The following is a 25,949-nucleotide window of genomic DNA, read 5'->3' on the forward strand; positions in this document are numbered from 1 at the left end:
GAGTGTTGGAATTGAGATTGCCAGCGGCAATTTCTGAAAACGCGTCCACATGATTAAAAGAAATCTATTGTAACTTGCAGCAAACGTTCCACTTCACTCACATCCGCGGAGAGGGCGAATAAGACCACATGGTCGCCCTCATCAATACGCAGCCTGCCAGAAGGTTTTAGGATTTTCTCTCCCTTGCGTACCGCGCCGACCAGCACGCCTTCGGGAAATTCAATATCTCGAATATTCTGACCCGCAATCGAAGAGGTCGATAAGACCTGCGCTTCAATGACTTCCGCTTCCGCATCACCAATGGAATAGACACCCCGCACCCGCCCATGGCGAATATGACGCAAAATAGAGGATACGGTCGTCGCCCGAGGGTTCACATGCGCATCAATCCCCATCGCGCGCAGCAAAGGCTCCATTGATGGATCGTTAATCAAACAGATGGTCAGCGGACAGCCCATGGATTTGGCTCGAATGGCTGCGAGAAGATTGGTTTTGTCATCATCGGTTACTGCTAAGATCGCATCGCTGCGCTCAATATTGGCCTCAGATAGCATATCTGCATCCAAGCCGTCGCCATGAAGCACGATAGTTTTTTCTAACAGTTCTGCCGCTTGTTCGGCGGTAAACCGATCTTTCTCAATCACCTTTGCCCGGATGCGGCTGCTGCGGTTTTCCAGATTCTTAGCAACCGCAAACCCGACATTACCACCGCCCACGATGACGACACGATCTTGCACATGGGCGGTTTTTCCAAAAACCTCCAGCGCCCGTTGCACATCATGTTTTTGTACAAAGATATAGCAGGAATCTTCGGCAAAGAGTTGGTCGCCAGAGCTCGGAGCAAACAAGGTGCCATCACGCCGAATGGCCACTACCACAGCGGAGAGCGTTGAAAAGAGATCAGACAGTTGGCGCAAAGGCGTGTTGAGGACGGGACATCTGTCATCCAAGGTGATCCCAAGCAACTGCACATCACCGTTGAAGAAGAATTCAGTTTCAAAGGCAGCAGGCGTTTGCAATCGGCGTAATGCGGCCTCGGAGACCTCCTTCTCTGGGCTGATGACCACATCGATCGGCAGGTGATCGCGACGATATAGATCAGCATAGATTGCATCTAAATAGCTTTGCGACCGCAGACGCGCAATTTTGCGCGGGATATTAAAGACCGAATGGGCCACCTGGCAGGTCACCATATTGACCTCATCAGAATGGGTGGCCGCGATAACCATATCGGCATCCTCTGCGCCGGCACGCGCCAAAATATCAGGATAGCTGGCAAAGCCAACAATGCCTTGCACATCCAAAGTGTCAGTCGCTCGGCGCACGAGATCAGAGTTGCGATCAACAACCGTCACGTCGTTTTTTTCATTGGCGAGATGACGCGCGATTTGCCAGCCAACCTGACCGGCTCCACATATAATCACTTTCATGGGTGGTGCCCCCTTGAAATCAGACGAACTCTGCCAGCGGGTGTGTCAGACCGCATGCAGAAGGTCAATTCTTTCATTCACTCCGCCTCAAGCTGCGCGAGCCGCCCGCCGCTGCGATTTGAGGTCACCACGCCGAGTGATTTTAGCTTACGGTGTAGCGCGGAACGCTCCATACCGACAAAACTGGCCGTGCGGCTGATATTACCGCCAAAGCGGTTGATTTGGGTCAAAAGGTATTCCCGCTCAAAAAGCTCCCGCGCCTCACGCAACGAATAGGTAGCAACATTGCCCGAAATCACAATCTGGCCGTCCCGGCTGTCGCCCACGCCTGTGTCACTGGGCAATTCTTCGGGCTCAATATCTCCCGAGGGCGGACCCATAATCAAAACGCGCTCCATAAGGTTCTTAAGCTGTCGAATATTTCCGGGCCAAATCATACTTTCTAAAGTCGTGGCTGCGTCTTCGCTCAAGCGACGACTTGGTAGGCCAAGCTTTTCGTGAAATTCGACCAAAAAATATTCCGCCAGAACGGAAATATCTTCGCGACGTTCCTCTAGGCTGGGCACGGCAATGGGCACCACTTTGAGGCGGTGATACAATTCTTCACGAAATGCGCCGCGCTCAATCTCATAAGGTAAATCTTTCGCCGTGGCTGAAATCACGCGAATGTCTACCTTCTGTGGGGCGGTGCCATCCACTCGCGTGAAGCTTTGGTCCACCAAAACCCGCAAAAGCCGCGCTTGCACCGCCAGCGGTAAATCTGCGACTTCGTCAAAAAATAAAATGCCGTTATGTGCCGATTCCAATAGGCCGATTTGGTGCAGCCGACCGTTCACCTCCACGCCAAAAAGTTTTGCATCTGCCGTCTCAGCATCCAAAGACGCACAGTTGACCACGACCATCGGCGTCGTGCACCTGTTGGAATTGACGTGAATGTAGCGTGCCGCTGTCTCCTTGCCGACGCCCGATGGACCCATCAACAAAACCCGCCCATTTGACTTTGTCACCTTGTCGAGATTGCTCTTCAAGGTTTTGAAAACTGCACTTTGCCCAATAAGCTCCAAAGGGTGCTGATATCGGCTGCGCAGCGCTGTGTTTTCGCTTCGCAAATTGGCCACTTCCATGGCTCGGCGAATAACGACAATCAATTGATCAATATTAAAGGGTTTCTCGATGAAGTCGAACGCGCCTTGTTTGATGGCCGCAACCGCAATTTCGATGTTCCCATGACCGGAAATAATCACCACCGGTATATCCGGATAATTTGATTTCACCGACTTTAAAATATCGATCCCGTCCATCGCGCTGTCTTTTAGCCAGATGTCGAGGATCAACATAGCCGGGCGCTGATCCGCAATCAGACGCATGGCCGCATCCGAGGTGCCTGCGAGCCGCGTATTATAGCCTTCATCAATCAATATTTCGGAGATCAACTCGCGGATATCGCGCTCGTCATCAATAATCAAAATATCTGTCATGCTGGTATTCCTAGATCAATTTTCTGTGCAGCTCTATTAGCCAGACGGGGTATTTTAATAACAGCCTTGGCACCAGGCCACGCCTCTTCGTCAAAGGCCTCCGCATCGTTAAGCGCAAATGTGCCGCCATGTTCTTCTATGGTTTTCACAACAATCGAGAGGCCAAGTCCCGTCCCAGAGACCCGATTGGTCACATAGGGCTCTAGAAGACGCGCGCGATCTTCGGGCAATCCGGTGCCATTGTCTGATATTTCCACCACGACCGACCGATCTGTCTGCGTTGCTAAAATACGAACTTCACCCTGATGATCTGGCTGCTGCGCTTTGCGATCACCGATGGATTCGCCGGCATTCTTCAACAAATTGGTGACGGCCCGACCAATCATCGAGGCATCCGCATCAATCCAAAGCGCTTCATCCGGAAAATCCAATGTGAATTTCACATCTGGCTGCCCGCTTTCTTGCAACAAAACCGTCCCCCGAAGAAGGTCACCAAAATCTGTTGGGCGGCAATCTGGTTCTGGCATGCGCGCGAATTGCGAAAATTCATCGACAATTCGGCTCAGCTCATCGGTTTGGCGCACAATGACATCCGTCATACGTTCAAGCTGGTCTGAACCTCCGCCGACTTGTGGCGCAAATTTGCGTTTTATGCGTTCAGCAGATAGGCGGATAGGCGTCAAAGGATTCTTAATCTCATGGGCAATCCGCCGGGCAACATCGCCCCAAGCCGCCAAGCGTTGCGCCCTGACCAGGTCTGTTACATCTTCCAGAGCGATCACATAGCCCTCCGCATCGGACATTTCATCGGACCGGCGCGCAATGCGCACCAAAAGGCTCTCTAGCTTGCCCCTGCGTACTACCCGCACTTCACGCTGTGCCACATCCGAAAGGCTGGAGCAAAAATCTGTAAACATACTTGCCAACTCTGGCACCGCCTCCGCAAGGGCGCGCGGCTCGGCAGACCCAGGCAGATCCAATACCCGTTGGGCAGATTTGTTCAAAAACATAATATTGCCCGATTTATCTAGTCCAATGACGCCAGAGGTTACAGACGCCAGAACAGAATCAAAAAGCCTTCGGCGGCGCTCTGCTTGATCTGCACTCTTTATTAAAGTGTCACGCTGACCCTTCAAACGATGGGTCATTTGATTGAAGTAACGCGCCAACATAGCGATTTCATCATCACCCTTGATATTTTCAATCTGCGCATCCAAGTCCCCAGCACCCACCTGCTGCGCGGCAGCCGCCATCCGCCCCACGGGACTGGCCAATCTTTCGGCGAACCAAAGCCCAAGCCAAGTCGCTGTCAAAATCAAAATCACCGCAAAGGCAAGATACAGCAAGCCAAAGTCAAACAAGAGCCGTCCACGTTCCGATTCAAGCTGATTATAGTAGCGCGCGGTTTCTGTTGTCTCTTCGAGCAAAGCTAAAAGAGACCCCTCAACACTACGAGTGAGATATAGGTAGTGATTGGTGTAACTTTGCAATCGGATGAGCGCGCGCATCTCATTGCTTGACCAATCCGTAATAATCACCGGCTCTAGTCCATCGGCGGCTGTAATTTGCGCTTCGCTTGGCTGTTCGTAATCAAACAAATAGGAGGACGGGCCGCGTAGCCGCAACTCTCCTAGATTATTGATGATGTATATTTCTTTGAAGCCTCGCTCAAACTGGGTCTGAAGGCGGATGAGCAAAGGGCTGAGCTGGCTGTCCATATCCATGCTACGAGAAAAAAACTCCCTTTGGTTCAACGAATTCAGACGTTGCGCGAAAATCTGTGCATCCGAAATGACCCCGTTGCGAGTCTGGGTCTCATAGGCCTGCGCAGCGCTTAAAGAAGCTCCCACAGCATTGCGCACCCTTTCAGAAAACCACCCTTCCAAGGCTTGATTGACCGAGAGCACCGCAAATATCGCAACCAAAATAGTTGGGAATAACGCAATTACGCCGAAGGCCGTTGTGAGGCGGAAATGTAACCGTGAGCCTGCCGATTGCGCCCGCCGGGCAGCAGCCAGCTGAACAATTCGGCGGATCAGCAGGGTTGTAATAAACAAAATATAAACAAAATCTGCGGTCAAAATAAACCGCAGCGAAGCCCGCCCGCCTTTGATCGGCTGCATGGCATAGAAGGTGAGAAACACCAACAACGGCCCCGTAACCACCAATACAAAGGTCAAGTTCGAGTTGACCTGCGGGTTTGCGCGCAGATCCGCAATTTTGTCTAATAGAGAACTGACAAGCCCTTGGCGCATTTCAGCTGACCCTTTTGATGACCATGCGCCGCACGCACTTCGGAAAAGTGCCAAAATACCACGCCTGTTGCGTTTTTACATCATTTTGCGCCGACGTGTCACTACAATTTCGAGATCACTGATCTTTTTGCGCAGGGTATTGCGATTGATGCCGAGCAAATTTGCGCATTTGGCTTGGTTGCCAGAGGTTGCCGCCAGTGAAATCTCAATCAGAGGCACTTCAATTTCGCGCAAAATTCTTTGATACACCCCGTCCGGCGGCAGGTTGGCGCCGTGAAGGTCAAAATACCGCTGCACATGCAGCCCGACAGATTCGGCTAGGCTTTCGGAGGGTAACAATGCGCTCATCGCGCCGCTTGGCCCTGCTTTTTGTAAAACCTCTTTAACAGCATTGCCATCCAGCAATGTGTTTGGCGATTCCATCATCAGTTGACCGATCACATTCTGCAATTGCCGCACGTTGCCCGGCCAGTTGTAATCGCGCAGCGCCGCGACGCCGGCCGGGCTGAGCTCAAACTTGACATCCGACTGCAACATCGCAATGAAATGCTGTGCCAGGACTGAAATATCCTCAACCCGCTCACGCAGGGCTGGCACGGTCAGCTGAAGACTCGACAGGCGAAAAAACAAATCATTGCGGAAATTTCCATTTTGTACATCTGCCAAAATATTGGGGGCGGCCGAAGAGACCAAACGCAAGTTTTGATTACCCGGCTCCCCCAAAATATGTAGCAATCTCAATTGGGCCACGGGGCTCAGGTCGCTCACCCCATCCAAAATCAACGTCCCAGAGCCGCAGCGCATGAGCGCATCGCGAATGGTCGATTGGCTTTCCATCATCTCAGGATGCAAAACCACCATCGGTTGATCCGCGCGTTTTGAAAACTTATGTAAACTTAAGGCAATCAGGGACTTCCCCGTGCCGGCCTCACCTAACACAAGAACAGGCGCAGGCGCATTCATAGCGCGGGCGATCAACCGATAAAGCGTTTGCATCGCCGCCGATTGACCCACCAGCGGGATATCCGCATCCTGCGCTTCGGTCATCTGCGCTATGGCTTGCGGCGGACGGCGGCGCTCCAATGCTTTGGCCGCACGATGCATCAATTCGGGCAAATCAAAGGGTTTGGGCAGGTAATCAAAGGCCTTGGCCTCATTGGCGCGTATCGCGGTCACAATTGTGTTTTGAGCAGAGATAATGATGACCGGAAGATTGGGGCGCATCTTTGTGATTTTTGGCAGATTCTCCAGGCCGTTACCATCCGGCATGACCACATCGGATACCACCAAATCGCCTTTGCCATCCTCGACCCAGCGCATCAAGGTGATCAGCGAGGATGTTGCGTGCACTTTACATCCAGCCCGTGTGAAGGCCTGGGTTAAGACCGTTCGAATCGTTCGGTCGTCATCGGCGATTAGAATCGTTCCATCCATAGCGTTAACTCCTACTCTCGTTTTGTATCGCCAATGATACTCTGAAATTCGTATGGCCTGGCTGTGATGCGACACTGATCCAAGCGCGATGCTGAGCGATGATTTTAGACACCAGGGCCAATCCGAGCCCCTTGCCATTGTTTTTTGTGGTCACAAACGGCTCAAAAACATGATTGGCCAGCGCCTTGGGTAAGCCCGGGCCGTTGTCGATGATCTCCACATGCAACGGCAGGCGGCGTCCTGTCCCATCCGGCAGCGGCAGACGCAAGCTTGGGTCGTAGAAGGTGCGAATAGTCACTTTTCCCTCTCGACCCAAAGCCTCACAGGCGTTTTTGACCAAATTAAGAAAGACCTGCACCATTTGATCCGCATCTGCCCAGACTTCCGGTAGGGAGGGGTCATAGTTCTTGTGAATCTGGATCTCACCAGCAAATCCAAACAAGGCCGAGCGTGCGGCTCTATCGAGCACATCATGAATATTTACAAAGGCACAACTTGGCGGCGTGACATCGCCGAATTGTTCGACCTGATCAAGAAGGCTGACAATGCGTTTGCTTTCTTGGACAATCAGATCCGTCATTTCAAGATCTTCAGCAGGCAGAGACAATGATAAAAACTGCGCCGCGCCCGTGATGCCGGCCAGTGGATTTTTGATCTCATGGGCAAGCATTTCAGCCATGCCAATGGCAGAATGCGCTGCCGAAAGCGGCGCGGTTTCTCCAAATTGACTGCCGAGCGTTTCATGTTCAATGAGCAAAATCATGATCTGCTCCTCTGCCCCTGTCATCGGACAAAGATGGACTGCACAGGTCTGGGGTGCCGTTGCACGACCGTGGGTTGTGATCTGCGAAATAACGATGGGCCGCGAGGTCGCGCGTGCCCGCTTAAGGCCTACTGGCAAAATTTCCTCCCCCCTCAGGTAGTTCCAAATGGGTTGACCTAGGATAACCTTGGCGGAAATTCCGAGGAATTGTTCGGCGGCCAGGTTCAACTCTTGCACGTTATCATCGCCCGTCACCAGCAAGGCGGGGATTGGAAGCTGTGACCAAAGTTCTCGATATAGTCTCACGCCGCCACACCTGCGGAAGGCACCTCGACGGCGCGCCAGATCAGCTCGCGAATTTCAGCAAGATCAAAGGATCTCAATACCGACTGGCGCAGCTCAGGAGCCACATTCAAGCCATCTAAATACCAACCCAAATGCTTGCGGGCGTTTTTAAGCCCAAGCGTGCCCCGGTAGAAGTCAACGATTGCCTGATGATGCTGTAAAATTAACTGTGCCAGTTCAGAACCGTGGGGGATATTTGGCGCTGGGGTGCCATAGAGCGCTGACGCGATTTGCGCCAATAGCCAAGGCGCGCCCTGCGCCCCGCGCCCCACCATGACCCCATCGGCGCCCGATTGCTGCAAAGCCTGGCGCGCAGAGGCCACATCCACAATATCGCCATTGGCAATCACGGGAATCGACACAGCCCGCTTCACCCGGCCAATGGCCTGCCAATCAGCTGCGCCTTTGTAAAACTGGCAGCGCGTGCGCCCATGCACTGTGATCATTTTCACACCCGCGGCCTCAGCCCGTTTGGCGATCTCTGGGGCGTTGAGGCTGTTGTCGTCCCAACCAAGACGCATCTTCAAAGTGACATCCAGCGATGTAGCTTGCACAACCGCCTCGACCAACTCCATGGCAAAATCTGGCGTGCGCATGAGAGCCGAGCCTGACTGGCCGCTGGTGACCTTTTTGGCAGGACAGCCCATGTTAATGTCGATTATTTTTGCGCCGTTGGCCTCAATAATCCGGGCCGCTTCGGCCATCAAATAGGCGTCACATCCGGCAATTTGCACCGACGTGCTTTCGATCCCGAAACCAAGCTCCGCTCTTTCGCGCACACCTGGCCTTTTTTGCACCATCTCGTGGCTGGCCACCATTTCGGACACAACAAGACCAGCCCCAAAGGACTGAACCAAATTGCGAAAAGGCACATCTGTGATGCCAGCCAGAGGGGCCAACAGAACAGGAGGAAAAACAGTTTGATTTCCTAATACGAAGGTCAAGATCCCATCTCCAAACGTTCAACAAATCCACACGATCTGACCCGCGGGCGACAAGCCCTTCTTCACGTTACATCCGCATTTTTATACATTTGCACAAAAATTGAGCAAAATTCCAGCCAAAACCAAGGATTGCATGCAGAAAATCAAAAGATATAAGCACAACCTATGACAGATGCACCCAAAACTATCGCGATTGTACTGGCGGCCGGCCGTGGCACGCGCGCTGGCGGCACAGTGCCGAAACAATGGCGAATGCTCCTGGGCAGGCCACTTACAGCTTGGTCTGTGGATGCGTTTATGTCTCACGCCGAAATTGGTGCGGTCGTGGTGGTGCATCACCCGGAGGATCAAGATCGGATCGCGCAGCTGCCGGCAGCGGTGCGCTCCCTGCACGGCGGCGCAAACCGCGACGATTCTGTGCGTTGCGCCCTTGAGGCTCTCAAAGATCAGGCCCCAGATTATGTTTTGATCCACGATGCCGCCCGCCCATGTGTGACCCACTCTGTGATCTCTCATTGCGTTGAGGCCATGCGCGCCCAGGGCGCAGCGGCGCCCGCAGTCGCGGTGCAAGACACCTTGTGGCGCGGCGGTGATACAGTGACGGCGCAAGTAGATCGCAGTGATCTATGGCGGGCCCAAACGCCCCAGTGCTTTTCTTATCCGGTGATTTATGCGGCACATGCGGCCGCGACAGACCCGGCGACGGATGATGTGCAAGTTGTTCGCGCCGCGGGACACCCGGTTGCCATTGTCCCCGGAGAGGCCGATAATCTGAAAGTAACAGTGCCCGGTGACTTTGCCCGGGCGGAACGAATTTTGCGAGGCCGCATGAAACTACGTTTGGGCAACGGGTTTGACGTTCATAAATTTGGACCGGGTACAGAGATCACGCTTTGCGGTGTCACCCTGCCCCATAAGGCCGGTCTGCTGGGCCATTCGGATGCAGATGTTGGGATGCATGCGGTGACCGATGCCATTTATGGCGCATTGGCACGCGGCGATATTGGTCAACATTTTCCACCCTCCGATCCCCAATGGAAGGGCGCCCCCTCGGATATTTTCCTAAAACACGCGGTGCAGCTGGCCAAAGACCTTGGCTTTCACATTGAAAACGTGGATTGCACCTTGATTTGCGAATTTCCAAAAATCGGCCCCCATGCACAAGCGATGCAGGCGCGGATGGCACAGATCATGGGTCTGGAGTGCGATCAAGTCTCCATCAAAGCCACCACGTCGGAAACCCTTGGGTTTACGGGGCGCGAAGAGGGCATTGCAGCCATCGCCACCGCGGCCTTGGTGAGCCAATGAGCCATATAATTGCCACCTTTTTTTACATCGGGCATTTGCGCCCGGCTCCGGGCAGCTGGGGCAGCTTGGCCGCGTTGATCAGTGGCGCCGCTGTGATAAATGGCGCGGGGCTCATTGGGCTTTGCATTGGAATTTTCCTGGCTTGCCTGCTGGGCTATTGGGCCACAGCGCGCGAAACAGCTGGAAAAAGCGACCATGATCCTTCGGAAATAGTCATTGACGAGGTGGCCGGGCAATGGATTGCCTTGCTGCCGCTGGCGATTTGGCCCCTACCCTTTGACAGCGCCGCTTTCTATTATCTGTTCGGTTTTGTCGCCTTTCGCCTGTTTGATATCACAAAACCAGGTTTGGTCGGATGGGCCGATCGTCTTGTTGGCCCTCTTGGCGTTATGCTCGATGATATCATTGCCGGGGTGATGGTAGCCTTGGCCATGGCGCTTGTGATGGTGGCCTTATGAACCCTATCGCCGAAGAAATCTTGCGCAGGGCCCAGGCTTTGGGCTTGAAAATCACCTGTGCCGAAAGCTGCACGGGCGGGATGATTAGCGCCGCTTTGACAGATATTGCCGGCAGTTCAGCCATATTTGAACAGGGCTTTGTCACCTATTCCAATGGGGCAAAGCAGAAGATGCTTGGGGTGCGCCACAAGACCCTTGCCGATTACGGCGCGGTCTCGGAACCCGTGGCGCGCGAAATGGCTGAAGGCGCATTGCGCCAGTCACAGGCCGATATTGCAATCTCAGTCAGCGGCATTGCGGGGCCGGGCGGCTCTGAATTTAAGCCCGAGGGCCGCGTATGTTTTGCCCTGGCCAGCGCTCACGGCACCCAAAGCGAAACCCAGGAATTTGGCGCGCTCGGCCGGGCCGCGGTGCGCCAGGCTGCTTTAAATCATGCCTTAAACTTAATCCATGTGCATCTCAACTTAGCCCATTGATTAAACCCGGCGCGTTATTTTCGCCCAAAATTTATGCAAACTTTGAATAAGCCCTGAAAAACATCAGCGCGCCCGGCATGACGCTTTCCATCACCTGCGCTTATGGTCGAGAAGGCCGGCACGTGATTTAGGAGGTTACTATGAACGCTGCTGATACAGCTTGGATTATTGTTGCCACGGCATTGGTGCTATTCATGACACTGCCTGGGCTGGCTCTGTTTTACGGGGGGCTGGTGCGCGCGCGAAATGTTCTGAGCGTATTTATGCAATGTTTCGGCATTGCTTGTCTCATGAGTGTGCTTTGGTTGGCCTTCGGCTATTCCATCGCCTTTGGGTCTGGCACCTCCGGCTATTGGGGCGGTCTGAGCCATGTGTTCCTGAACGGTGTTGACGCCAGTACGGTCCGCGATGGCACCACCCTGCCAGAAGTTCTGTTCTTTGCCTTTCAAATGACCTTCGCCATCATCACCCCCGCCTTGATCGTCGGCGCCTATGTCGAGCGGATTGGCTTTGGGTTTGTGATGACATTTTCCGGGCTTTGGATGCTGCTTTGCTATGCGCCGGTTGTCCATTGGGTCTGGGGCGGCGGCTTCCTGGCCGATGGCGGCCTGTTTGGCGCGACGGGATTAAAGGATTTCGCGGGCGGTGTTGTGGTGCATGAAACAGCGGGCCTGGCGGCATTGGTCATTGCTGTGATGCTTGGCGCGCGGCGCAATACAACCACCCCGCCGCACAACCCTGGCTTTGTCATGCTCGGGGCTGCGATGCTTTGGGTTGGTTGGTTCGGCTTTAACGGCGGATCGCAATTGGCGGCCGATGGCGGTGCAGCTATGGCTTTGACGGTTACGCATATTTCTGCCGCAGCGGCCTCGCTCACCTGGGCGCTCTGGGAGCGGATCAAATACGGCAAAGCCTCACTCGTGGGTATGGTCACCGGCACGATTGCAGGGCTGGCCTCGATCACACCAGCTTCTGGCTTCGTTGGTCCAATTGAGGCACTCCTCATCGGTTCAGTCGCAGGCATCCTGTGCCAGGAAGCGGTAAATCTGGTGCGCAACAGCCTGAAAATAGACGATACATTGGACGTCTTCGCCGTCCACGGTGTCGGCGGGATCTTTGGAACCATCATGATCGCAGTCTTTGGAGCAGGCGCATGGGTCGCGCAAATTGGCAGCCTTGTCATTGTCGGCATCTTCACGGTGGTTGTCACCGTGGTGCTGGTCAAGCTCGTGTCTCTCGTGACCCCTCTGCGGGTCAGTGAAGAAGACGAATACACCGGGCTTGATCTGGCCGCCCATGGCGAGCGCGCCTATGATCACACGTCGTAAAACCTAAGGTAAATACGCGAAAAAGGCTCCCATTTGGGGGCCTTTTTTATGGCCGGGCTTGCCCATAGAGCGCATCCGCTCGGGTCTCAAACGCTCGCACGATCCGCAGCATGGCCTCATTAAAGACCAGACCAATCACACCTTGTAAAATGGCGTTCTTGAACTCGAAATCAACAAAGAATGTAACAGCGCAGCCTTCGGCTGTGTCCTCAAACTTCCAGGTCGATTTCATATATTTGAATGGTCCATCGAGATATTGCGTGTCGATGAACTTATCCTTGGGATGCAAGATCACCTGACTGCCAAAGCGTTCGCGAAATACTTTAAAAGAGATCACAAGATCCGCCGCCATGATTTGCCGCGATCCCTCATCGGTCACCGATTTCACGCGCGCGGCGGCACACCAAGGCAAAAATTCCGGGTATGAGGCCACATCTGCGACCAAATCATACATGCCCTGCGCAGAATATGGCAAAATTTTTGTTTCATTATGCGTAGGCATTGTGTTTCCCGCTGACTTTGAGCGCAAGATGTCCTAGAAAGCTGGGGAAAATTCAAGAGGGTACTATGTCGCAAAAACCTTATGTCATCGACAATATGATTTCTGCCAAGTCTATCGCGGCCAGAATAGAGCAATTGGCCGCAGAAATTGAGCAAGAATTTGCAGATACTGATAAACTCGTGGTGGTCGGACTTTTGCGCGGCTCATTTGTTTTCATTGCTGATTTGGTGCGCGAGATTAATTTGCCGATTGAGGTCGATTTCCTGGAGGTCAGCAGCTATGGCGACGCCATGGAAAGCTCGCGCGAAGTGCGTATACTGAAGGATCTGCGCGGCACCATCGAGAATCGTGACGTCCTTATTGTGGAGGACATCGTCGACACCGGCCACACGATGAAAAATGTCACCGAGCATATTTTGCGCCGTCAACCCAAACGCATGCGCACCATCGCCCTGCTGGACAAGCCCTCACGACGCGAGGTTGACATCAAGACGGACTTCTTAGGCTTTGAAATTCCAGATGAGTTTGTGGTAGGCTATGGTATTGATTTCGCCCAACGCAACCGCAACCTGCCCTTTATTGGAAAAGTTCGTTTTACATGAATCCAAGATTTTTTCTAAAAATGGCGCGGATTGCGCGCCATCCACCCTCGAGAAAAACCATCCTCTTGTGGATTGCCGTTGTGGGGATCGCTTTGGTCCTCTTTGGCATCGAGCGATTGATCGGCTGGCCAGATTGGTTGACGGTGAATTCGCATCGCGGCGGCATAGGGTTTTAACGCAGCCTTTGGCCCTAACCCTGCGCCGCCTGCCGTGCCTTTTGCATTTTCGCAAAATCATCACCCGCGTGATAAGAACTGCGGGTTAAGGGGGTCGCTGAGACCATCAAGAATCCCTTCCCTTTGGCCGCTTTCTCATAGCTGGCAAATTCCTCTGGCGTGACAAATCGGTCAACCCGGTGATGTTTGAGCGTCGGTTGGAGATATTGGCCGATGGTGATAAAATCTACATTGGCCGCGCGCATATCATCCATGACCTGATGCACCGCTTGGCGATCCTCGCCCTAAACCGACCATGATGCCCGATTTGGTAAACATCGTGGGATCGAGCTCCTTGACCCGTTGCAGCAGCCGCAGTGAGTGAAAATACCGCGCGCCGGGGCGCACTTCGGGATAGAGACCCGGGACGGTTTCTAGATTGTGGTTAAACACATCGGGTTTCGCCGCCACAACCTCTTCCAAGGCTTCAGGGGCGCAACGAATTAAATCGGGTGTCAGGATCTCAATGGTTGTGTTGGGCGATTGCTTGCGAATCGCGCGAATGGTTTGGGCGAAATGCGCCGCACCGCCATCTTCGATATCGTCGCGATCCACTGAGGTGACGACAACGTGGTTGAGCCCCAATTTTTTTACGGCATCGGCCACCCGGCCCGGCTCGAACACATCTAAATCTTCTGGCGGTTTTCCGGTGGCAATATTGCAAAAGGTACAGGCCCTCGTGCAGACCTCCCCCATGATCATCATTGTGGCATGGCCTTGATTCCAGCATTCCCCCACATTGGGGCAGCCGGCCTCTTCACAGACAGTCACGAGCTTATTGTCACGCATGATTTTGCGTGTCTCTTGGTAGCCTTGCCCGACAGGGGCTTTCACACGAATCCAAGCCGGCTTTTTCGGCTGCGGATTGTCCGGCCGTTTCGCTTTTTCAGGATGGCGTTGCTCGGGAATTTTTAAATTGCGCATGTCAGTAGTCCTCAGTTGTTTTAAACTAACACAACCCGCGTAAACAGCCACCCCCAAGGTTGGGAATATCCGTTATGCACTGAGGCGTTAGCCGACCAAGGCTTCAGCCGCTTGCGTGTCTTGGTAATGGCGCGCCAGCCTTTGCAGTCGGGACCGCTTTTCCAAAATGGCACCCCACTAAGATTTTGATAATAAAAACCTTATTAGGGTTCGGTCGCATCCCCAGCGCGCCACATCCGATATTTTATTGCCACATTGGCAGAATACAGCAGTCTTAAAAAGACCTAAGGACCAAAGGCCAATGCCCTAAACAAAAGCGTCGGGCATCGCAGCTTTTTTGTCAGCCACATATTTCTCAAGCGCCGCCAAAATCTCAGGATCGAGCGGCGGTTGCTGATAACTGGCCAATTGATGGGCCACGCGGTCTACGGCCAAGCTATACGTGTCACGCGCGCCCTCTTCGTACCAGGTCTCAAAGGGCTTATAGTCAAACAGATTTGACCGCCAAAAAGCAGATTTGAAGTTCCTTTGCGTGTGGTCACAGCCAAGATAATGGCCGCTTGGTCCGACCTCTCGGATGGCATCCATCGCTTGGCCGTTTTCATCGGCTGAGACCCCAAGGCCCATTTTCTGCAAAGTGCCTAGGTGGTCGGCATCCATAATGAATTTCTCAAAGGACGCCACCAGCCCGCCCTCCAGCCAGCCGCAGGAGTGCAGCATGAAGTTCACCCCACCCAAGAGCGCAGCGTTGAGCGTATTGGCGGACTCGTAAGCGGCCTGCGCGTCGGGCAGTTTCGAGCCGCAAAGGCCACCGCCTGAGCGAAACGGCAAGTTCATCCGGCGGGCCAATTGCCCGGCTCCGTAGAGAATTTGGCTGGCTTCTGGCGTGCCGAAAGTCGGCGCGCCAGAGTTCATATCAATGGAGGTCACAAATGTGCCAAAAATTACAGGTGCTCCCGGCTTGATGATTTGGCTATAGGCAATACCGGCCAAAACTTCCGCCAAAACCTGGGTCAATGTTCCCACAACCGACACAGGCGCCATCGCGCCCCCCACGATGAAGGGCGAAATAATGCTGGCTTGATTGTTGGAGGCAAAAACCTCTAAAGCGCCCATCATGATGCTGTCAAACGTGAGCGGGCTGTTGATATTGATCAGCGAGGTCATCACGGTGTTGTTTTGGACGAAGTCTTTGCCAAACAAAATTTCGCACATATCGACGGAATCCTGCGCGCGGCTTGGTTCGGTCACAGATCCCATGAACGGCTTGTCGCTATAGACCATATGCGCCAAAAGCATGTCCAAATGGCGCTTGTTGACAGGCACATCTGTTGGCTCGCAGACGGTCCCACCAGAATGATGCAAATATTTCGACATGTAGCCCAATTTAACAAATTTTTTAAAATCAGCCAAAGTTGCGTACCGGCGACCGCCATCTCGGTCGCGCACGAAGGGCGGACCATAGACCGGCGCAGTCACAAGGGATTTGCCACCAATTTCGACACTCCGCTCAGGGTTGCGCGCGTGTTGCACAAACTTAGATGGCGCCGTTTTGCACAGCTCTCTAGCAAGGCCGCGTGGGATCCTTACACGCTCGCCCTCAATATTCGCGCCCAACCGAGCGCCAACGTTCTAAGGCTACCGGACTGTCCACGAAGTTCACGCCGATTTCCTCGAGTAAGGTTTCCGCATTATACTCGATTATTTCGAGTGTCGCCTCGTCCAAGAATTCGTACAGAGGAATATTACGCTCAATATAGCGCTCTGTTTCGACGCTCACCGCTGTGCGTTCGGCTCGGCGGGCGGCGCCACCGCCGCTGCGGGATCTACGCGCGCGTGTCTCGGACATTTTGAAACCTCAAATTTAAGTGTCATGACGCTTCTAAGCATTTCTTCGGCCACAAGACGTTAATTTCCGCCACTTCGGACGGGAAAACGACATAAGGCGTAAAATCTTCTCTTTCCTTGGGTTGAACCTTTTTAACGGTCAGAATATCGGGGACTATGGAAAATATGCATCAAAAATTACTTATCATCGACTTTGGCAGTCAGGTTACGCAACTCATCGCACGGCGTTTGCGCGAGCTTAATGTCTATTGCGAAATTCATCCGTTTCAGAATGTAACAGAAGATTTTTTGACGCAGTTTGCGCCGAAGGCTGTGATCTTGTCGGGCGGGCCTGCCTCAGTGATTGACGAAGGCTCTCCGCGCCCTCCAATGGCTGTATTTGAGATGAGTATTCCAGTTTTAGGAATTTGTTATGGCCAACAGGTGATGATGCAATGCCTGGGCGGCAAAGTGGAGCGCGGACATGGTACAGCCGAATTTGGTCGCGCCTATGTGAGCCCAAAAGCCCCATTGGGCCTGCTGGACGGTTGGTTTGAAGACGGCGATGAGCAGGTCTGGATGAGCCATGGCGATCATGTCAGCGCCATTGCGGCGGGGTTCGAGGTTTACGGAACCTCGCCCAATGCGCCATTCGCGGTCACAGCAGACCCGGCCCGCGAATTTTACGCTGTTCAATTCCATCCAGAAGTACATCACACCCCCAAAGGGGCGCAACTCTATGAAAATTTCATTCGTCGAGCCGGATTTGTTAGGGATTGGACCATGGGAGCTTATCGCGAGCAGGCATTACAGGCGATCCGCGATCAAGTTAGGAATCAAAAAGTGATTTGCGGCCTTTCAGGTGGCGTTGACAGCTCTGTTGCGGCGGTTTTGATCCACGAGGCGATTGGCGACCAGCTGACATGTGTTTTTGTCGACCATGGCTTGCTGCGCGAAGGTGAGGCCGATGAGGTCATCGGTATGTTCCGCGATCACTATAATATACCATTCATCCATGCGGATGAAAAAGAGCTCTTTCTTGGCGCTCTTGATGGTCAATCCGATCCGGAAACCAAGCGAAAGATCATCGGTAAGCTGTTTATCGACGTGTTCCAAAAACATGCCTCGGATGTTGGAGGCGCCAAATTCCTGGCTCAGGGCACCCTATACCCTGATGTCATTGAGAGTGTTAGCTTCTCAGGCGGACCGTCGGTGACCATCAAGTCACATCACAATGTCGGCGGATTGCCTGAAAAAATGGGCTTGAGCTTGGTTGAACCTCTTCGTGAGCTGTTCAAAGATGAAGTGCGGGCCTTGGGTCGCGAGTTGGGCCTACCCGCGTCTTTCATCGGTCGCCATCCCTTTCCTGGCCCCGGCCTTGCAATCCGCTGCCCGGGAGAAATTACCCGCGAGAAACTCGAAATTTTGCGCCGCGCCGATGCGATTTATATCGATCAAATTCGTAAGCACGGTCTCTACGACGAGATCTGGCAAGCTTTCGTCGCGATCCTGCCTGTTCGCACCGTCGGCGTTATGGGCGACAGCCGAACTTATGACTTTGCCTGTGCACTGCGGGCTGTCACGTCTGTCGACGGGATGACCGCAGACTATTATCCGTTTTCCCATGAATTCCTTGGCGAAACCGCCACGCGCATTATTAACGAAGTGCAAGGCATCAACCGAGTGACCTATGACATCACTTCCAAGCCTCCGGGTACGATTGAGTGGGAGTAGTTATTTAATTATAAGTCATTGATTTAATTTATTTAGTGACTTATACTTTTGTTTCACATAAAAAATCAGTCGTTGATTTAATTGAGGTTTTCGCGTTCAGTTACACAGAATGTTGCACAAACGTGTGACTACTGAAAATCATAGTAACTCTGCGAGCAAACTTGGCACTGAAGAAACAGCAATTCGCAGAAGGCGAAATAGCCATATTTGACGAGGCTTGTATCTACAAGCGAGCTGAGTATTGGCAGTTTCGTATATGGTTGCCAAAAGAAAAAAAGTACGCACGTAAAAGCCTACGCACACGCAGTGAAGCGAGTGTTACGTGGGTACGTTGGCTATATGTGCAGTATGACGGCGACAGAGCGTCACACACAACTTTGTAAAGAATTTGGGTTCACCGCCGGAATGTTGCAAGGCGTATTGGCCAAGGGCCGCAATCGCGCCCCCAAAACCTAAAGTACTTCATAAGGCGGAGATTTTCTCCGCCTTATGCTGTCTGAGGCTACGGAACGGCCCAACTTCGTTTTGTGGCTTGCGTAGGGCGGATTTATGTCATTGGGTTGGCCAAGATTGTAAGAGGCTTGCAAAATGAACAACCGCCGTGCCGCGCTGTGGATGATTGGTGCTATTTTCTCTTTTACATCAATGGCCATCGCTGGCCGGGCAATATCCGGGCAACTCGATACGTTCGAGATTATGTTCTATCGTTCCATTATGGGCTTTTTAATCGTTCTCGGCGTGGCGAAATCTGTGGGCACGCTAGGCGAAATAGACCTCAAGTATTTTCGCCTTCACCTTCTGCGCAACATATTTCATTTCATCGGGCAAAATCTTTGGTTCTTCGCCTTACCGTTAATTCCATTGGCGCAATTATTCGCGCTTGAATTTACCTCACCCATCTGGGTTTTACTACTAGGCCCGTTAATTTTAGGCGAAAGTTTAACGCTTCGCAAATTGGCGATTGCGGCCTTGGGGTTCATCGGCGTTTTAATCGTCGCTCAACCGGAAATAGGTGCGGTGAACATCGGAATATTAGCCGCCGGCTCTGCCGCCATTGGCTTTGCAGGCGCGGCAATTTTGACTCGCAAGCTTACGGAACAAAACTCATTGACCAAAATCTTGTTTTTTCTCACTGGGTTACAAATTCTCTTTGGGTTGCTTTGCGCCGGTTACGACGGGGATATCGCCCTGCCCCAGCTAGCCACGGTGCCTTGGCTTATCGTGATTGGCGCCACCGGGCTGGCCGCACATTTTTGCATGACGAAATCTCTATCTTTGGCTCCGGCGAGTCTGGTGATGCCTGTCGATTTTGCACGCCTGCCATTGATAGCGGTCATCGGCGTTGTGTTTTATGAAGAGAGCCTAGATCTCTACCTGGTTCTTGGTGCTGTATTGATTTTGGTGGCCAATTACCTAAATCTTAAACGCCAAGCCTAGCGCAAGGTCTTTTCCAATCGACCATATTGGCCTATGATAAAATTGAAGCTTGGGATTATAAGCCATGATTTATGAAAACGGCGCACAATGGGCCGGTGCCAAACAGAAAAAAGCCCTGCTGTTTGCAATGTCGGGTCTGGGAAAAACCCATATATCTTCCATACTGCGCCACCGAGGGAATTGGTTTCATTACTCGATAGATTATCGCATCGGCACGCGCTATATGGGCGAGCATATTGTTGATAACTTCAAGAAAGCCGCCATGGCTGTGCCTTTTTTGGCTGAGTTATTGCGCTCAGACTCTATTTCTATGTCCTCGAATATTACCTTTGAGAACCTTGCGCCGCTATCCACATATTTGGGAAAACCGGGCGATGTGTCAAAGGCCGGCATTCCATTTGATGATTATTGCAACCGCCAAGCGCAACATCACGCTGCCGAGCGCGCCGCGCTTTTGGATACGCCTCACTTCATTGAGCGGGCCAGTGATCTTTATGGTTATGACAACTTTATCTGCGACAGTGGAGGCTCGATTTGTGAAGTTGTCGATCCTTGGGATGCGGCCGATCCGATTTTAACCGCCCTATCGGATAACCTGCTGATGATCTGGATTGCCGGCAGTGAGGATCACACGGCCGAATTGGTGCGGCGCTTTGATTTGGCGCCAAAACCTATGTGCTATCAGCCGGAATTTCTCATGACCTGTTGGTCGGACTATAAGCGCGAAACAGGCGCTCAGCCCGATAAGGTGAATCCCGATGATTTCATCCGCTGGACCTATGCGCGCGCCATGGCCCATCGCCAGCCACGGTATGCGCAGATGGCCAAATGGGGCATTACGCTTCAAGCCAATGATGTGCAAAATTTAAAGACGCCTCAGGATTTCGAAGCTCTGGTGGCCGAAACCCTAGACCACCACGCCGCAGCATCGCGATCCAATGGCGGCAAGGACTGAACTTTATGCCAATTAAGATTCCCGCAAATCTGCCCGCCCACGATGTTCTGAGCGCCGAAGGTGTGATGGTCATGGACCCCAGCCAGGCAGACCGCCAAGACATCCGTCCACTCCGCATCGCATTGCTCAACCTCATGCCGCTCAAAATTCAGACGGAAAATCAATTTGCCCGCCTCATTGGGGCAACCCCGTTGCAGATTGAACTCACCCTCTTGCGGATGACGAGCCACCAAACAAAAAACACCTCCTCCGATCATATGGAGCAATTTTATAAAGCCTTCAGCGCGGTTCGGAATGAAAAATTTGATGGGTTGATCATCACCGGTGCGCCGATTGAGCATTTGGATTTCCAAGACGTCACCTATTGGCCAGAAATGGTGGAGGTGATGAAATGGACTCAAAGCCATGTGCATGCCACCTTGGGGGTCTGCTGGGGCGGCATGGCGATGATCAATCACCTGCATGGGGTAAAAAAACATGATTTGCCGCAGAAGGCTTTTGGCTGTTTTCGACACCAAAACTTAGACCCCTCCTCGCCTTATTTGCGTGGGTTTTCAGATGATTTCGTGGTGCCCGTCAGCCGCTGGACAGAGATGAAGCAGGATGAAATTGCCGCTGTGCCGGGTCTCAAAACCCTGCTTGGGTCGAGCGAGACTGGTCCTTGTTTGGTAGAGGATTCGGCCCATCGCGCGCTGTATCTCTTCAATCATTTTGAATATGATAGCAATACGCTCAAACAAGAATATGACCGCGACACTGCCAATGGCACCCCCATCAATATACCGGGTCATTATTATCCCGGGGATGATCCCAGACAAACGCCCCTCAACCGCTGGCGCTCGCATGCGCATCTTTTCTATGGCAATTGGATCAATGAAATCTACCAAACGACGCCTTTTGATCGCAACGAAATAGGCCGCTAAATTTTCTGGACTGCAACCCTGCCTTTGGGCGAAGGTGGATTGGATCCACGATGCAAATACGCAGATATCATCACGGCAACTTGCGTCAAGCTTTGGTGGACGCCGCGCTTTTGTTGATTGAAACCAAAGGCCCAACCGGCTTTACCCTATCGGAAGCGGCCAAGAATTCCGGCGTAACACTAGCCGCCGTCTATCGCCATTTCGAGGGCCGCGAGGATCTGATTGCTGAGGCCGCATTGCAGCGCTTTGCCATTTTTGCCGAGTGCATGGAAACCGCCTATAACGGTCGACACCCCAACGCACTTAGTGCCTTCGAGGCGACCGGCCAGGCTTATTTGAATTTTGTCCGCACGCACCGCGGCCCTTACGTCGCCATGTTTGAAAGTGGCCTACCGCGTCAACCCAGCCCCGAGCTCAATCACGCCGCGATGGAGGCGCAAAAGGTTCTGCAAGCCGCGGCAGTGGAGCTGAGCAAGCATATCCCAGCGGAAAAACGCCCACCACCGCAGATGTTCGCTGCCCATATCTGAGCACTCAGCCACGGGGTGGTCGAGCTGTTTGCCCGCGGCGTACCCGGCGGGCGCAGCCCTATTCCGGCCGAGCAACTGCTTGAAAGCGGCATGGGCATCTATCTGCGCGGCTTGGGTCTCATTGCTCCGGATTGATCGAATGCGCTAAAGCGCCACGATCAGCAAGCTGACAGAAATATTGATCAAAGCCAAAAGCGTCAACACCATACCGCCAAAGCGAAGCGGCATGTTAAACTCCATAAAGCCAAAGCAAACCCCATGCATGACCCGCCCCAGTAATAGCAAGGCACCGGTGATGTGAAGCCGCAGCGGCGAGAGTTCTGCAGCTTCTGCCAAATACATCATCAGCAAGACCATTGGGACATATTCAATAAAATTTCCGTGCGCGCGCACGGAGCGTTCTAATGCCTGCGCTCCAAAGTTGTTAAAGGCCAGCCATTTTAACAGGGTGACGCCTCGGAGCGCCAAAACGCGGAAGGTCAAAATGGTGAAAAACAAGCCCAAAAGCGAAGCGTAAAATGCAGTGATCATAGCGTGATTTCCTCGTGTAAGCTGTGATGGGCTAACCGTTTATATAGTGCCAAGCAACACCTTTCTGGGCCAGCTGCAAAATGATCTGTAAGCCCGCAGGAAGTCATTGCATAAACGCCAGCAAGCGGACATGGTATCAGTCCAAGCCACAAAAGAGACCGAAATGACCTCAAGATTTGCCAATTACCCCAGCCTGCGCGGCAAAACCGTCTTTATAACAGGAGGCGCGTCGGGTATCGGCGCTGAGCTGGTCAATACCTTTGCCGAACAGGGGGCACAGGTGGGATTCGTTGATATGGACATCACAGGATCAGAGGCGCTTTTAGCCAAGCTAGACGGCACGCATAGCTTCGCACCCTGTGATCTACGCGACATTGAGGCGCTCAAAACCGCTTTCGCCGATTTGGAAAAAAAGCTGGGGCCAGCGCAGGTTTTGGTCAACAATGCTGCAAGAGATGATCGGCATGATTGGCGCAGCGTGACCCCAGAGTATTGGGATGAGCGGCAAAACAACAATCTGCGCCATATGTTTTTTGCCATTCAAGCAGTGGCCGATGACATGATCGCGGCTGGCGGTGGCTCTATTATAAACATGGGGTCGAACTCATGGTGGGAAGCCGGTGGCGGCTTTCCAGCCTATACCACTGCCAAGGCAGCGGTGCACGGGCTGACCCGAACCATGGCGCGCGACCTGGGCGATCATCGTATTCGGGTCAACACAGTTGTGCCCGGTTGGATTATGACCGAGCGGCAAAAGGAGCTTTGGGTCACTCCCGAAGCACTCGCTAAGCAAATTGATCGCCAATGCCTTCCCGATGCTATCGATCCAGTATATGTAGCCCGAATGGTGCTGTTTCTCGCCTCCGACGATTCTGCTGCCTGTTCGGCGCAAAACTTTATGGTCGAAGGCGGATCAATCTAGAGCTAAGCCCGCAATTTCTCCCCCTTGGGATCAAAGGGGGCTTCGGGCAGAACAATCGCATGATGCCGTTTTCCCAAGATCATAACATCCAGCTCATCACCCGCGTTCACATTTCTCAGGTAACACAGCGCCAAGGACTTATTCACCCCATAGCCATTGGCGCCAGATGTCACCCGTCCAACACCTGCTCCAGCCTTGTCGAAAATGGGCTCACCGCCCGTGGCATCGGCATTATCTGGCGCCAGGATTTCAACGATGCAAAGCCGCTCGCGCGGGTCTTTATCTTTGATGGCCAGATAGGCCTCTTTATGCAGAAAATCCTTGTCTAGCTTGATCAATCCCGCGAGACCAACCTCCTGCGGCCAATATTCCGGGCTATATTCCCGCGACCAAGAGCCGTAGCCTTTTTCCACTCGAAGGCTCATTAATGCACGGGCCCCGACAGGGCCTGCATCAAAGTCTTTTGCGCAGTCCAGCAGGGCCTCATAGAGCCGCAACTGGTCTTCTGTTTTGCAATGTAGCTCCCAGCCCAAATCCCCTGTGAAAGAGACCCGCAGCGCGACGCAATCCACGCCGGCCAGCTCAATACGCTTGGATCGCATGAAAGGGAAATCCTCAGTGGCCAGCGACGTATTAGTCAGACGCTGCAGCAATGCGCGGGATTTTGGCCCCGCAACATTAAAGCCGCAAAGCGCTTCGGTCAGGCTTTCAAAGCTCACGCCTGCAGGCATCGGAACCATCTTCCAGAACCGCTGATGATAGCGTTCGGCCATGCCGGAGCCGATGATCATAAATTCATCTTCAGCCAACCGCGTCACTGTGAAATCGCCAGCAATCCCCCCGCGCACACCGATCAAAGGCGTCAGGCAAGAGCGGCCCACCGCCTTGGGCATCGTATTGGCGAAGACGGCGTTAAGCCACTCCTCCGCCTGCCCGCCACAGACGCGATATTTGGCAAAATTCGAAATATCTATGATCCCAGCCGTATTGCGCAGCATGCGGCATTCGCGGCCCACAGGCTCGAACCAATTTTGCCGGGTGAAGCCATTTGTGTCCTTTGCGCCGGGGTGATCGGCAAACCACTGCACATGCTCCCAGCCGTAGTTCAGCCCAAACACGCCGCCAAGGGCCGTTTGCAAAGCATGAGCGGGACGGGTGCGGAGAGGCCGGCCAGCGTCGCGCTCTTCATTGGGAAAATGGATCGCAAAACGCTTGGCATATTGGTCGCCCACCCGCGCCTTGGTAAAGGCCTTATCGGCCCAGTCGCCAAAACGCGCGACATCCCAAGCGAACATATCATATTGGCTTTCGCCTTCCACCATCCATTGCGCCGACATCAAACCCATACCGCCCGATTGGCTAAAACCAGGGATGATCCCATTACAGCAGAAATAGTTTGTCAGATCGGGATGCGGGCCAAACAATACATTGCTGTCGGGTGACCAGATCATCGGCCCATTAATCACGCGTTTGATCCCAGCTGTGCCTACGGCGGGCACGCGATCAATGGCACGCATCATATTGTCTTCGATCCGGTCTAGGTCATCGGCAAAAAGTTCATGGGCGAAATCAAGCGGCGTGCCTTCTTCGGCCCAAAACCGCAGATCCTTTTCATAGGCGCCAATCAAAAGCCCCTGCCCCTCTTGGCGCAGATAATATTCGCCATCACGATCCGCAACCGACGGCAGGCGCTGGCTCATCGCGGCCACCTCTGGAATGGTTTCGGTCACGAAATATTGATGCTCTGTTGGCTGAAGCGGCAAGGTAATGCCGGCCATCGCGGCCACCTCTCGCCCCCAGAGACCGGCGGCATTCACCACCCATTGCGTGTGAATGTCGCCCTTCGGGGTGCGCACAATCCAGCTGCCATCGGCCTGGGCCTCTGTGCCCATCACCGGGGTGAAACGATGAATTTCCGCACCCCGCGCCCGCGCGCCGGCCGCATAGGCATGGGTGACACCTGAGGGATCGACATTGCCGCCATCAGGTTCAAACATGATGCAGCGCACCCCGTCATAATTGACCAAAGGATGCAGCCGCTTCGCCTCCTCGCGGCTGACCTCGTGAAAGTTCATGCCGTAGAATTTGGCCTTAGCCGCCTGAAGACGCAGCTGATGTTCACGGTTTTCTGTTTGGGCCAGATATAGGCTTCCGGGCTGAAACACGCCGCAGCTTTGTCCGGTCTCGGCTTCCAGCTCATTGTAAAGGTTCATCGTGTAGTGTTGGATACGGCTGATATTGGTGCTGTCATGTAGCCCATGAATATTCGCCGCCGCATGCCATGTCGAACCGGACGTCAGCTCGTCGCGTTCCAAAAGAACCACATCACTCCAGCCCAATTTGGTCAGATGATAAAGTATAGAACAACCAATGACACCGCCACCGATTACAACTGCTTGAGCATGGGTCCGCATTTTCGGCACTTTCTTAAATTCTCTCGCATAGAGTATCGGCAATGCCTCGGGATGACCATTGCCCCAAGGCGACATCCTATGTCTGATTTGAACCATCTGATCACTTCTCGGACAATTCAAACCGAGCTCCATGGCCGCCTCCGAAAATTTTGGCCGTTTTATGTCGGGAACTGCTATTCTTTTACCCCTATCCCCGCCATAATCTTCCCAACAC

At 53.2% G+C, this 25,949-nt stretch carries 20 protein-coding genes and 3 pseudogenes; 12 read left to right on the forward strand and 11 right to left on the reverse strand.

Annotated features, from left to right (window positions below; translation table 11 throughout):
* Positions 1-53: 53 nt before the first annotated feature.
* The 6 genes from trkA to dusB all read right to left on the reverse strand — a co-directional run bounded on the left by trkA (position 54) and on the right by dusB (position 8,649).
* The gene (trkA, locus tag ABLW18_RS00875; RefSeq protein ID WP_347823013.1) at positions 54-1,430 is read right to left on the reverse strand and encodes a Trk system potassium transporter TrkA; all 1,377 of its coding nucleotides are present in this window, start codon (positions 1,428-1,430) and stop codon (positions 54-56) included.
* Positions 1,431-1,507: 77 nt separating this feature from the next.
* On the reverse strand, positions 1,508-2,908 hold the full coding sequence (locus ABLW18_RS00880) for a sigma-54 dependent transcriptional regulator (protein ID WP_347823014.1): 1,401 nt from the start codon (positions 2,906-2,908) through the stop codon (positions 1,508-1,510).
* Positions 2,905-5,163 (reverse strand): HAMP domain-containing protein, encoded by a 2,259-nt coding sequence (locus ABLW18_RS00885; RefSeq protein WP_347823015.1) that lies wholly within the window; start codon positions 5,161-5,163, stop codon positions 2,905-2,907. The genes ABLW18_RS00880 and ABLW18_RS00885 overlap by 4 nt, the downstream gene beginning before the upstream one ends.
* A gap of 75 nt (positions 5,164-5,238) precedes the next feature.
* On the reverse strand, positions 5,239-6,597 hold the full coding sequence (locus tag ABLW18_RS00890; protein WP_347823016.1) for a response regulator: 1,359 nt from the start codon (positions 6,595-6,597) through the stop codon (positions 5,239-5,241).
* 4 nt (positions 6,598-6,601) lie between these two features.
* Positions 6,602-7,666: an ATP-binding protein gene (locus tag ABLW18_RS00895; RefSeq protein WP_347823017.1), complete on the reverse strand. Its 1,065-nt coding sequence runs from the start codon at positions 7,664-7,666 to the stop codon at positions 6,602-6,604.
* Positions 7,663-8,649 (reverse strand): tRNA dihydrouridine synthase DusB, encoded by a 987-nt coding sequence (gene dusB / locus ABLW18_RS00900; RefSeq protein WP_347823018.1) that lies wholly within the window; start codon positions 8,647-8,649, stop codon positions 7,663-7,665. The genes ABLW18_RS00895 and dusB overlap by 4 nt, the downstream gene beginning before the upstream one ends.
* A 165-nt stretch (positions 8,650-8,814) precedes the next feature.
* Here dusB and ABLW18_RS00905 point away from each other — a divergent pair, with 165 nt between their 5' ends.
* The 4 genes from ABLW18_RS00905 (at position 8,815) to ABLW18_RS00920 (ending at position 12,219) form a co-directional block, all read left to right on the forward strand.
* Entirely contained in the window at positions 8,815-9,957 is a 1,143-nt protein-coding gene (locus tag ABLW18_RS00905) for a bifunctional 2-C-methyl-D-erythritol 4-phosphate cytidylyltransferase/2-C-methyl-D-erythritol 2,4-cyclodiphosphate synthase (protein ID WP_347823019.1), read from the forward strand.
* The gene (locus ABLW18_RS00910; protein WP_271532713.1) at positions 9,954-10,415 is read left to right on the forward strand and encodes a phosphatidylglycerophosphatase A; all 462 of its coding nucleotides are present in this window, start codon (positions 9,954-9,956) and stop codon (positions 10,413-10,415) included. Before ABLW18_RS00905 ends, ABLW18_RS00910 begins: the two co-directional genes overlap by 4 nt.
* Positions 10,412-10,891, forward strand: coding sequence for a CinA family protein (locus ABLW18_RS00915; RefSeq protein WP_347823020.1), 480 nt, complete (start codon positions 10,412-10,414; stop codon positions 10,889-10,891). Before ABLW18_RS00910 ends, ABLW18_RS00915 begins: the two co-directional genes overlap by 4 nt.
* A gap of 140 nt (positions 10,892-11,031) precedes the next feature.
* Positions 11,032-12,219 carry an ammonium transporter gene (locus tag ABLW18_RS00920; protein WP_271508754.1) on the forward strand — a complete coding sequence of 396 codons (1,188 nt, stop codon included), beginning with the start codon at positions 11,032-11,034 and terminating at the stop codon, positions 12,217-12,219.
* A 46-nt stretch (positions 12,220-12,265) separates the two neighbouring features.
* Here the strand turns inward: ABLW18_RS00920 and ABLW18_RS00925 are convergent, their stop codons facing one another.
* Positions 12,266-12,721, reverse strand: a complete 456-nt coding sequence (locus tag ABLW18_RS00925; RefSeq protein WP_044049871.1) for a type II toxin-antitoxin system RatA family toxin — start codon at positions 12,719-12,721, stop codon at positions 12,266-12,268.
* Positions 12,722-12,786: 65 nt separating this feature from the next.
* On the opposite strand from ABLW18_RS00925, the gene hpt reads away from it, so the two are divergent.
* Both hpt and ABLW18_RS00935 read left to right on the forward strand, forming a co-directional pair.
* The gene (gene hpt / locus ABLW18_RS00930; protein WP_044049870.1) at positions 12,787-13,323 is read left to right on the forward strand and encodes a hypoxanthine phosphoribosyltransferase; all 537 of its coding nucleotides are present in this window, start codon (positions 12,787-12,789) and stop codon (positions 13,321-13,323) included.
* On the forward strand, positions 13,320-13,499 hold the full coding sequence (locus ABLW18_RS00935) for a hypothetical protein (protein WP_044049869.1): 180 nt from the start codon (positions 13,320-13,322) through the stop codon (positions 13,497-13,499). Before hpt ends, ABLW18_RS00935 begins: the two co-directional genes overlap by 4 nt.
* 14 nt (positions 13,500-13,513) lie before the next feature.
* Here ABLW18_RS00935 and lipA read toward each other — a convergent pair.
* Positions 13,514-14,462, reverse strand: a pseudogene (gene lipA / locus ABLW18_RS00940) (lipoyl synthase).
* Positions 14,463-14,768: 306 nt separating this feature from the next.
* Positions 14,769-16,311: pseudogene (locus tag ABLW18_RS00945) on the reverse strand (trimethylamine methyltransferase family protein).
* 164 nt (positions 16,312-16,475) lie between these two features.
* Here ABLW18_RS00945 and guaA point away from each other — a divergent pair.
* The 5 genes and pseudogenes from guaA (at position 16,476) to ABLW18_RS00970 (ending at position 22,003) form a co-directional block, all read left to right on the forward strand.
* Positions 16,476-18,023 carry a glutamine-hydrolyzing GMP synthase gene (guaA, locus tag ABLW18_RS00950; RefSeq protein WP_347823021.1) on the forward strand — a complete coding sequence of 516 codons (1,548 nt, stop codon included), beginning with the start codon at positions 16,476-16,478 and terminating at the stop codon, positions 18,021-18,023.
* Between the two features lie 588 nt (positions 18,024-18,611).
* Complete coding sequence (locus ABLW18_RS00955; RefSeq protein WP_347823022.1) at positions 18,612-19,460, forward strand: DMT family transporter; 849 nt, start codon at positions 18,612-18,614, stop codon at positions 19,458-19,460.
* Between the two features lie 64 nt (positions 19,461-19,524).
* Entirely contained in the window at positions 19,525-20,415 is an 891-nt protein-coding gene (locus ABLW18_RS00960) for an ATPase (protein WP_347823023.1), read from the forward strand.
* 5 nt (positions 20,416-20,420) lie between these two features.
* Positions 20,421-21,338 (forward strand): homoserine O-succinyltransferase, encoded by a 918-nt coding sequence (metA, locus tag ABLW18_RS00965; protein WP_347823024.1) that lies wholly within the window; start codon positions 20,421-20,423, stop codon positions 21,336-21,338.
* A gap of 50 nt (positions 21,339-21,388) precedes the next feature.
* Positions 21,389-22,003 (forward strand): annotated as a pseudogene (locus ABLW18_RS00970) (TetR/AcrR family transcriptional regulator).
* Between the two features lie 9 nt (positions 22,004-22,012).
* Here the strand turns inward: ABLW18_RS00970 and ABLW18_RS00975 are convergent.
* The gene (locus ABLW18_RS00975) at positions 22,013-22,399 is read right to left on the reverse strand and encodes an MAPEG family protein (RefSeq protein ID WP_347823025.1); all 387 of its coding nucleotides are present in this window, start codon (positions 22,397-22,399) and stop codon (positions 22,013-22,015) included.
* Between the two features lie 163 nt (positions 22,400-22,562).
* On the opposite strand from ABLW18_RS00975, the gene ABLW18_RS00980 reads away from it, so the two are divergent.
* A complete protein-coding gene (locus tag ABLW18_RS00980) occupies positions 22,563-23,321 on the forward strand; it encodes an SDR family oxidoreductase (RefSeq protein ID WP_347823026.1) in 759 nt (252 codons plus the stop codon).
* A gap of 2 nt (positions 23,322-23,323) precedes the next feature.
* Here ABLW18_RS00980 and ABLW18_RS00985 read toward each other — a convergent pair whose 3' ends face one another.
* Complete coding sequence (locus ABLW18_RS00985; RefSeq protein WP_347823238.1) at positions 23,324-25,735, reverse strand: FAD-dependent oxidoreductase; 2,412 nt, start codon at positions 25,733-25,735, stop codon at positions 23,324-23,326.
* Positions 25,736-25,949: the final 214 nt, after the last annotated feature.

Origin of the sequence: uncultured Planktomarina sp. (assembly GCA_943788425.1) — a bacterium.
Lineage (GTDB): Bacteria > Pseudomonadota > Alphaproteobacteria > Rhodobacterales > Rhodobacteraceae > Planktomarina.

Bases quoted from the DNA above. Each gene is read 5' to 3' on its own strand.
- ABLW18_RS00955 (WP_347823022.1), top strand. From the start codon at position 18,612: ATGAACAACCGCCGTGCCGCGCTGTGGATGATTGGTGCTATTTTCTCT.
- ABLW18_RS00915 (WP_347823020.1), top strand. From the start codon at position 10,412: ATGAACCCTATCGCCGAAGAAATCTTGCGCAGGGCCCAGGCTTTGGGC.
- ABLW18_RS00980 (WP_347823026.1), top strand. From the start codon at position 22,563: ATGACCTCAAGATTTGCCAATTACCCCAGCCTGCGCGGCAAAACCGTC.
- trkA (WP_347823013.1), bottom strand. From the start codon at position 1,430: ATGAAAGTGATTATATGTGGAGCCGGTCAGGTTGGCTGGCAAATCGCG.
- guaA (WP_347823021.1), top strand. From the start codon at position 16,476: ATGCATCAAAAATTACTTATCATCGACTTTGGCAGTCAGGTTACGCAA.
- ABLW18_RS00905 (WP_347823019.1), top strand. From the start codon at position 8,815: ATGACAGATGCACCCAAAACTATCGCGATTGTACTGGCGGCCGGCCGT.
- ABLW18_RS00920 (WP_271508754.1), top strand. From the start codon at position 11,032: ATGAACGCTGCTGATACAGCTTGGATTATTGTTGCCACGGCATTGGTG.
- ABLW18_RS00910 (WP_271532713.1), top strand. From the start codon at position 9,954: ATGAGCCATATAATTGCCACCTTTTTTTACATCGGGCATTTGCGCCCG.
- ABLW18_RS00890 (WP_347823016.1), bottom strand. From the start codon at position 6,597: ATGGATGGAACGATTCTAATCGCCGATGACGACCGAACGATTCGAACG.
- ABLW18_RS00925 (WP_044049871.1), bottom strand. From the start codon at position 12,721: ATGCCTACGCATAATGAAACAAAAATTTTGCCATATTCTGCGCAGGGC.
- ABLW18_RS00985 (WP_347823238.1), bottom strand. From the start codon at position 25,735: ATGCGGACCCATGCTCAAGCAGTTGTAATCGGTGGCGGTGTCATTGGT.
- metA (WP_347823024.1), top strand. From the start codon at position 20,421: ATGCCAATTAAGATTCCCGCAAATCTGCCCGCCCACGATGTTCTGAGC.
- ABLW18_RS00885 (WP_347823015.1), bottom strand. From the start codon at position 5,163: ATGCGCCAAGGGCTTGTCAGTTCTCTATTAGACAAAATTGCGGATCTG.
- hpt (WP_044049870.1), top strand. From the start codon at position 12,787: ATGTCGCAAAAACCTTATGTCATCGACAATATGATTTCTGCCAAGTCT.
- ABLW18_RS00975 (WP_347823025.1), bottom strand. From the start codon at position 22,399: ATGATCACTGCATTTTACGCTTCGCTTTTGGGCTTGTTTTTCACCATT.
- ABLW18_RS00880 (WP_347823014.1), bottom strand. From the start codon at position 2,908: ATGACAGATATTTTGATTATTGATGACGAGCGCGATATCCGCGAGTTG.
- ABLW18_RS00960 (WP_347823023.1), top strand. From the start codon at position 19,525: ATGATTTATGAAAACGGCGCACAATGGGCCGGTGCCAAACAGAAAAAA.
- ABLW18_RS00935 (WP_044049869.1), top strand. From the start codon at position 13,320: ATGAATCCAAGATTTTTTCTAAAAATGGCGCGGATTGCGCGCCATCCA.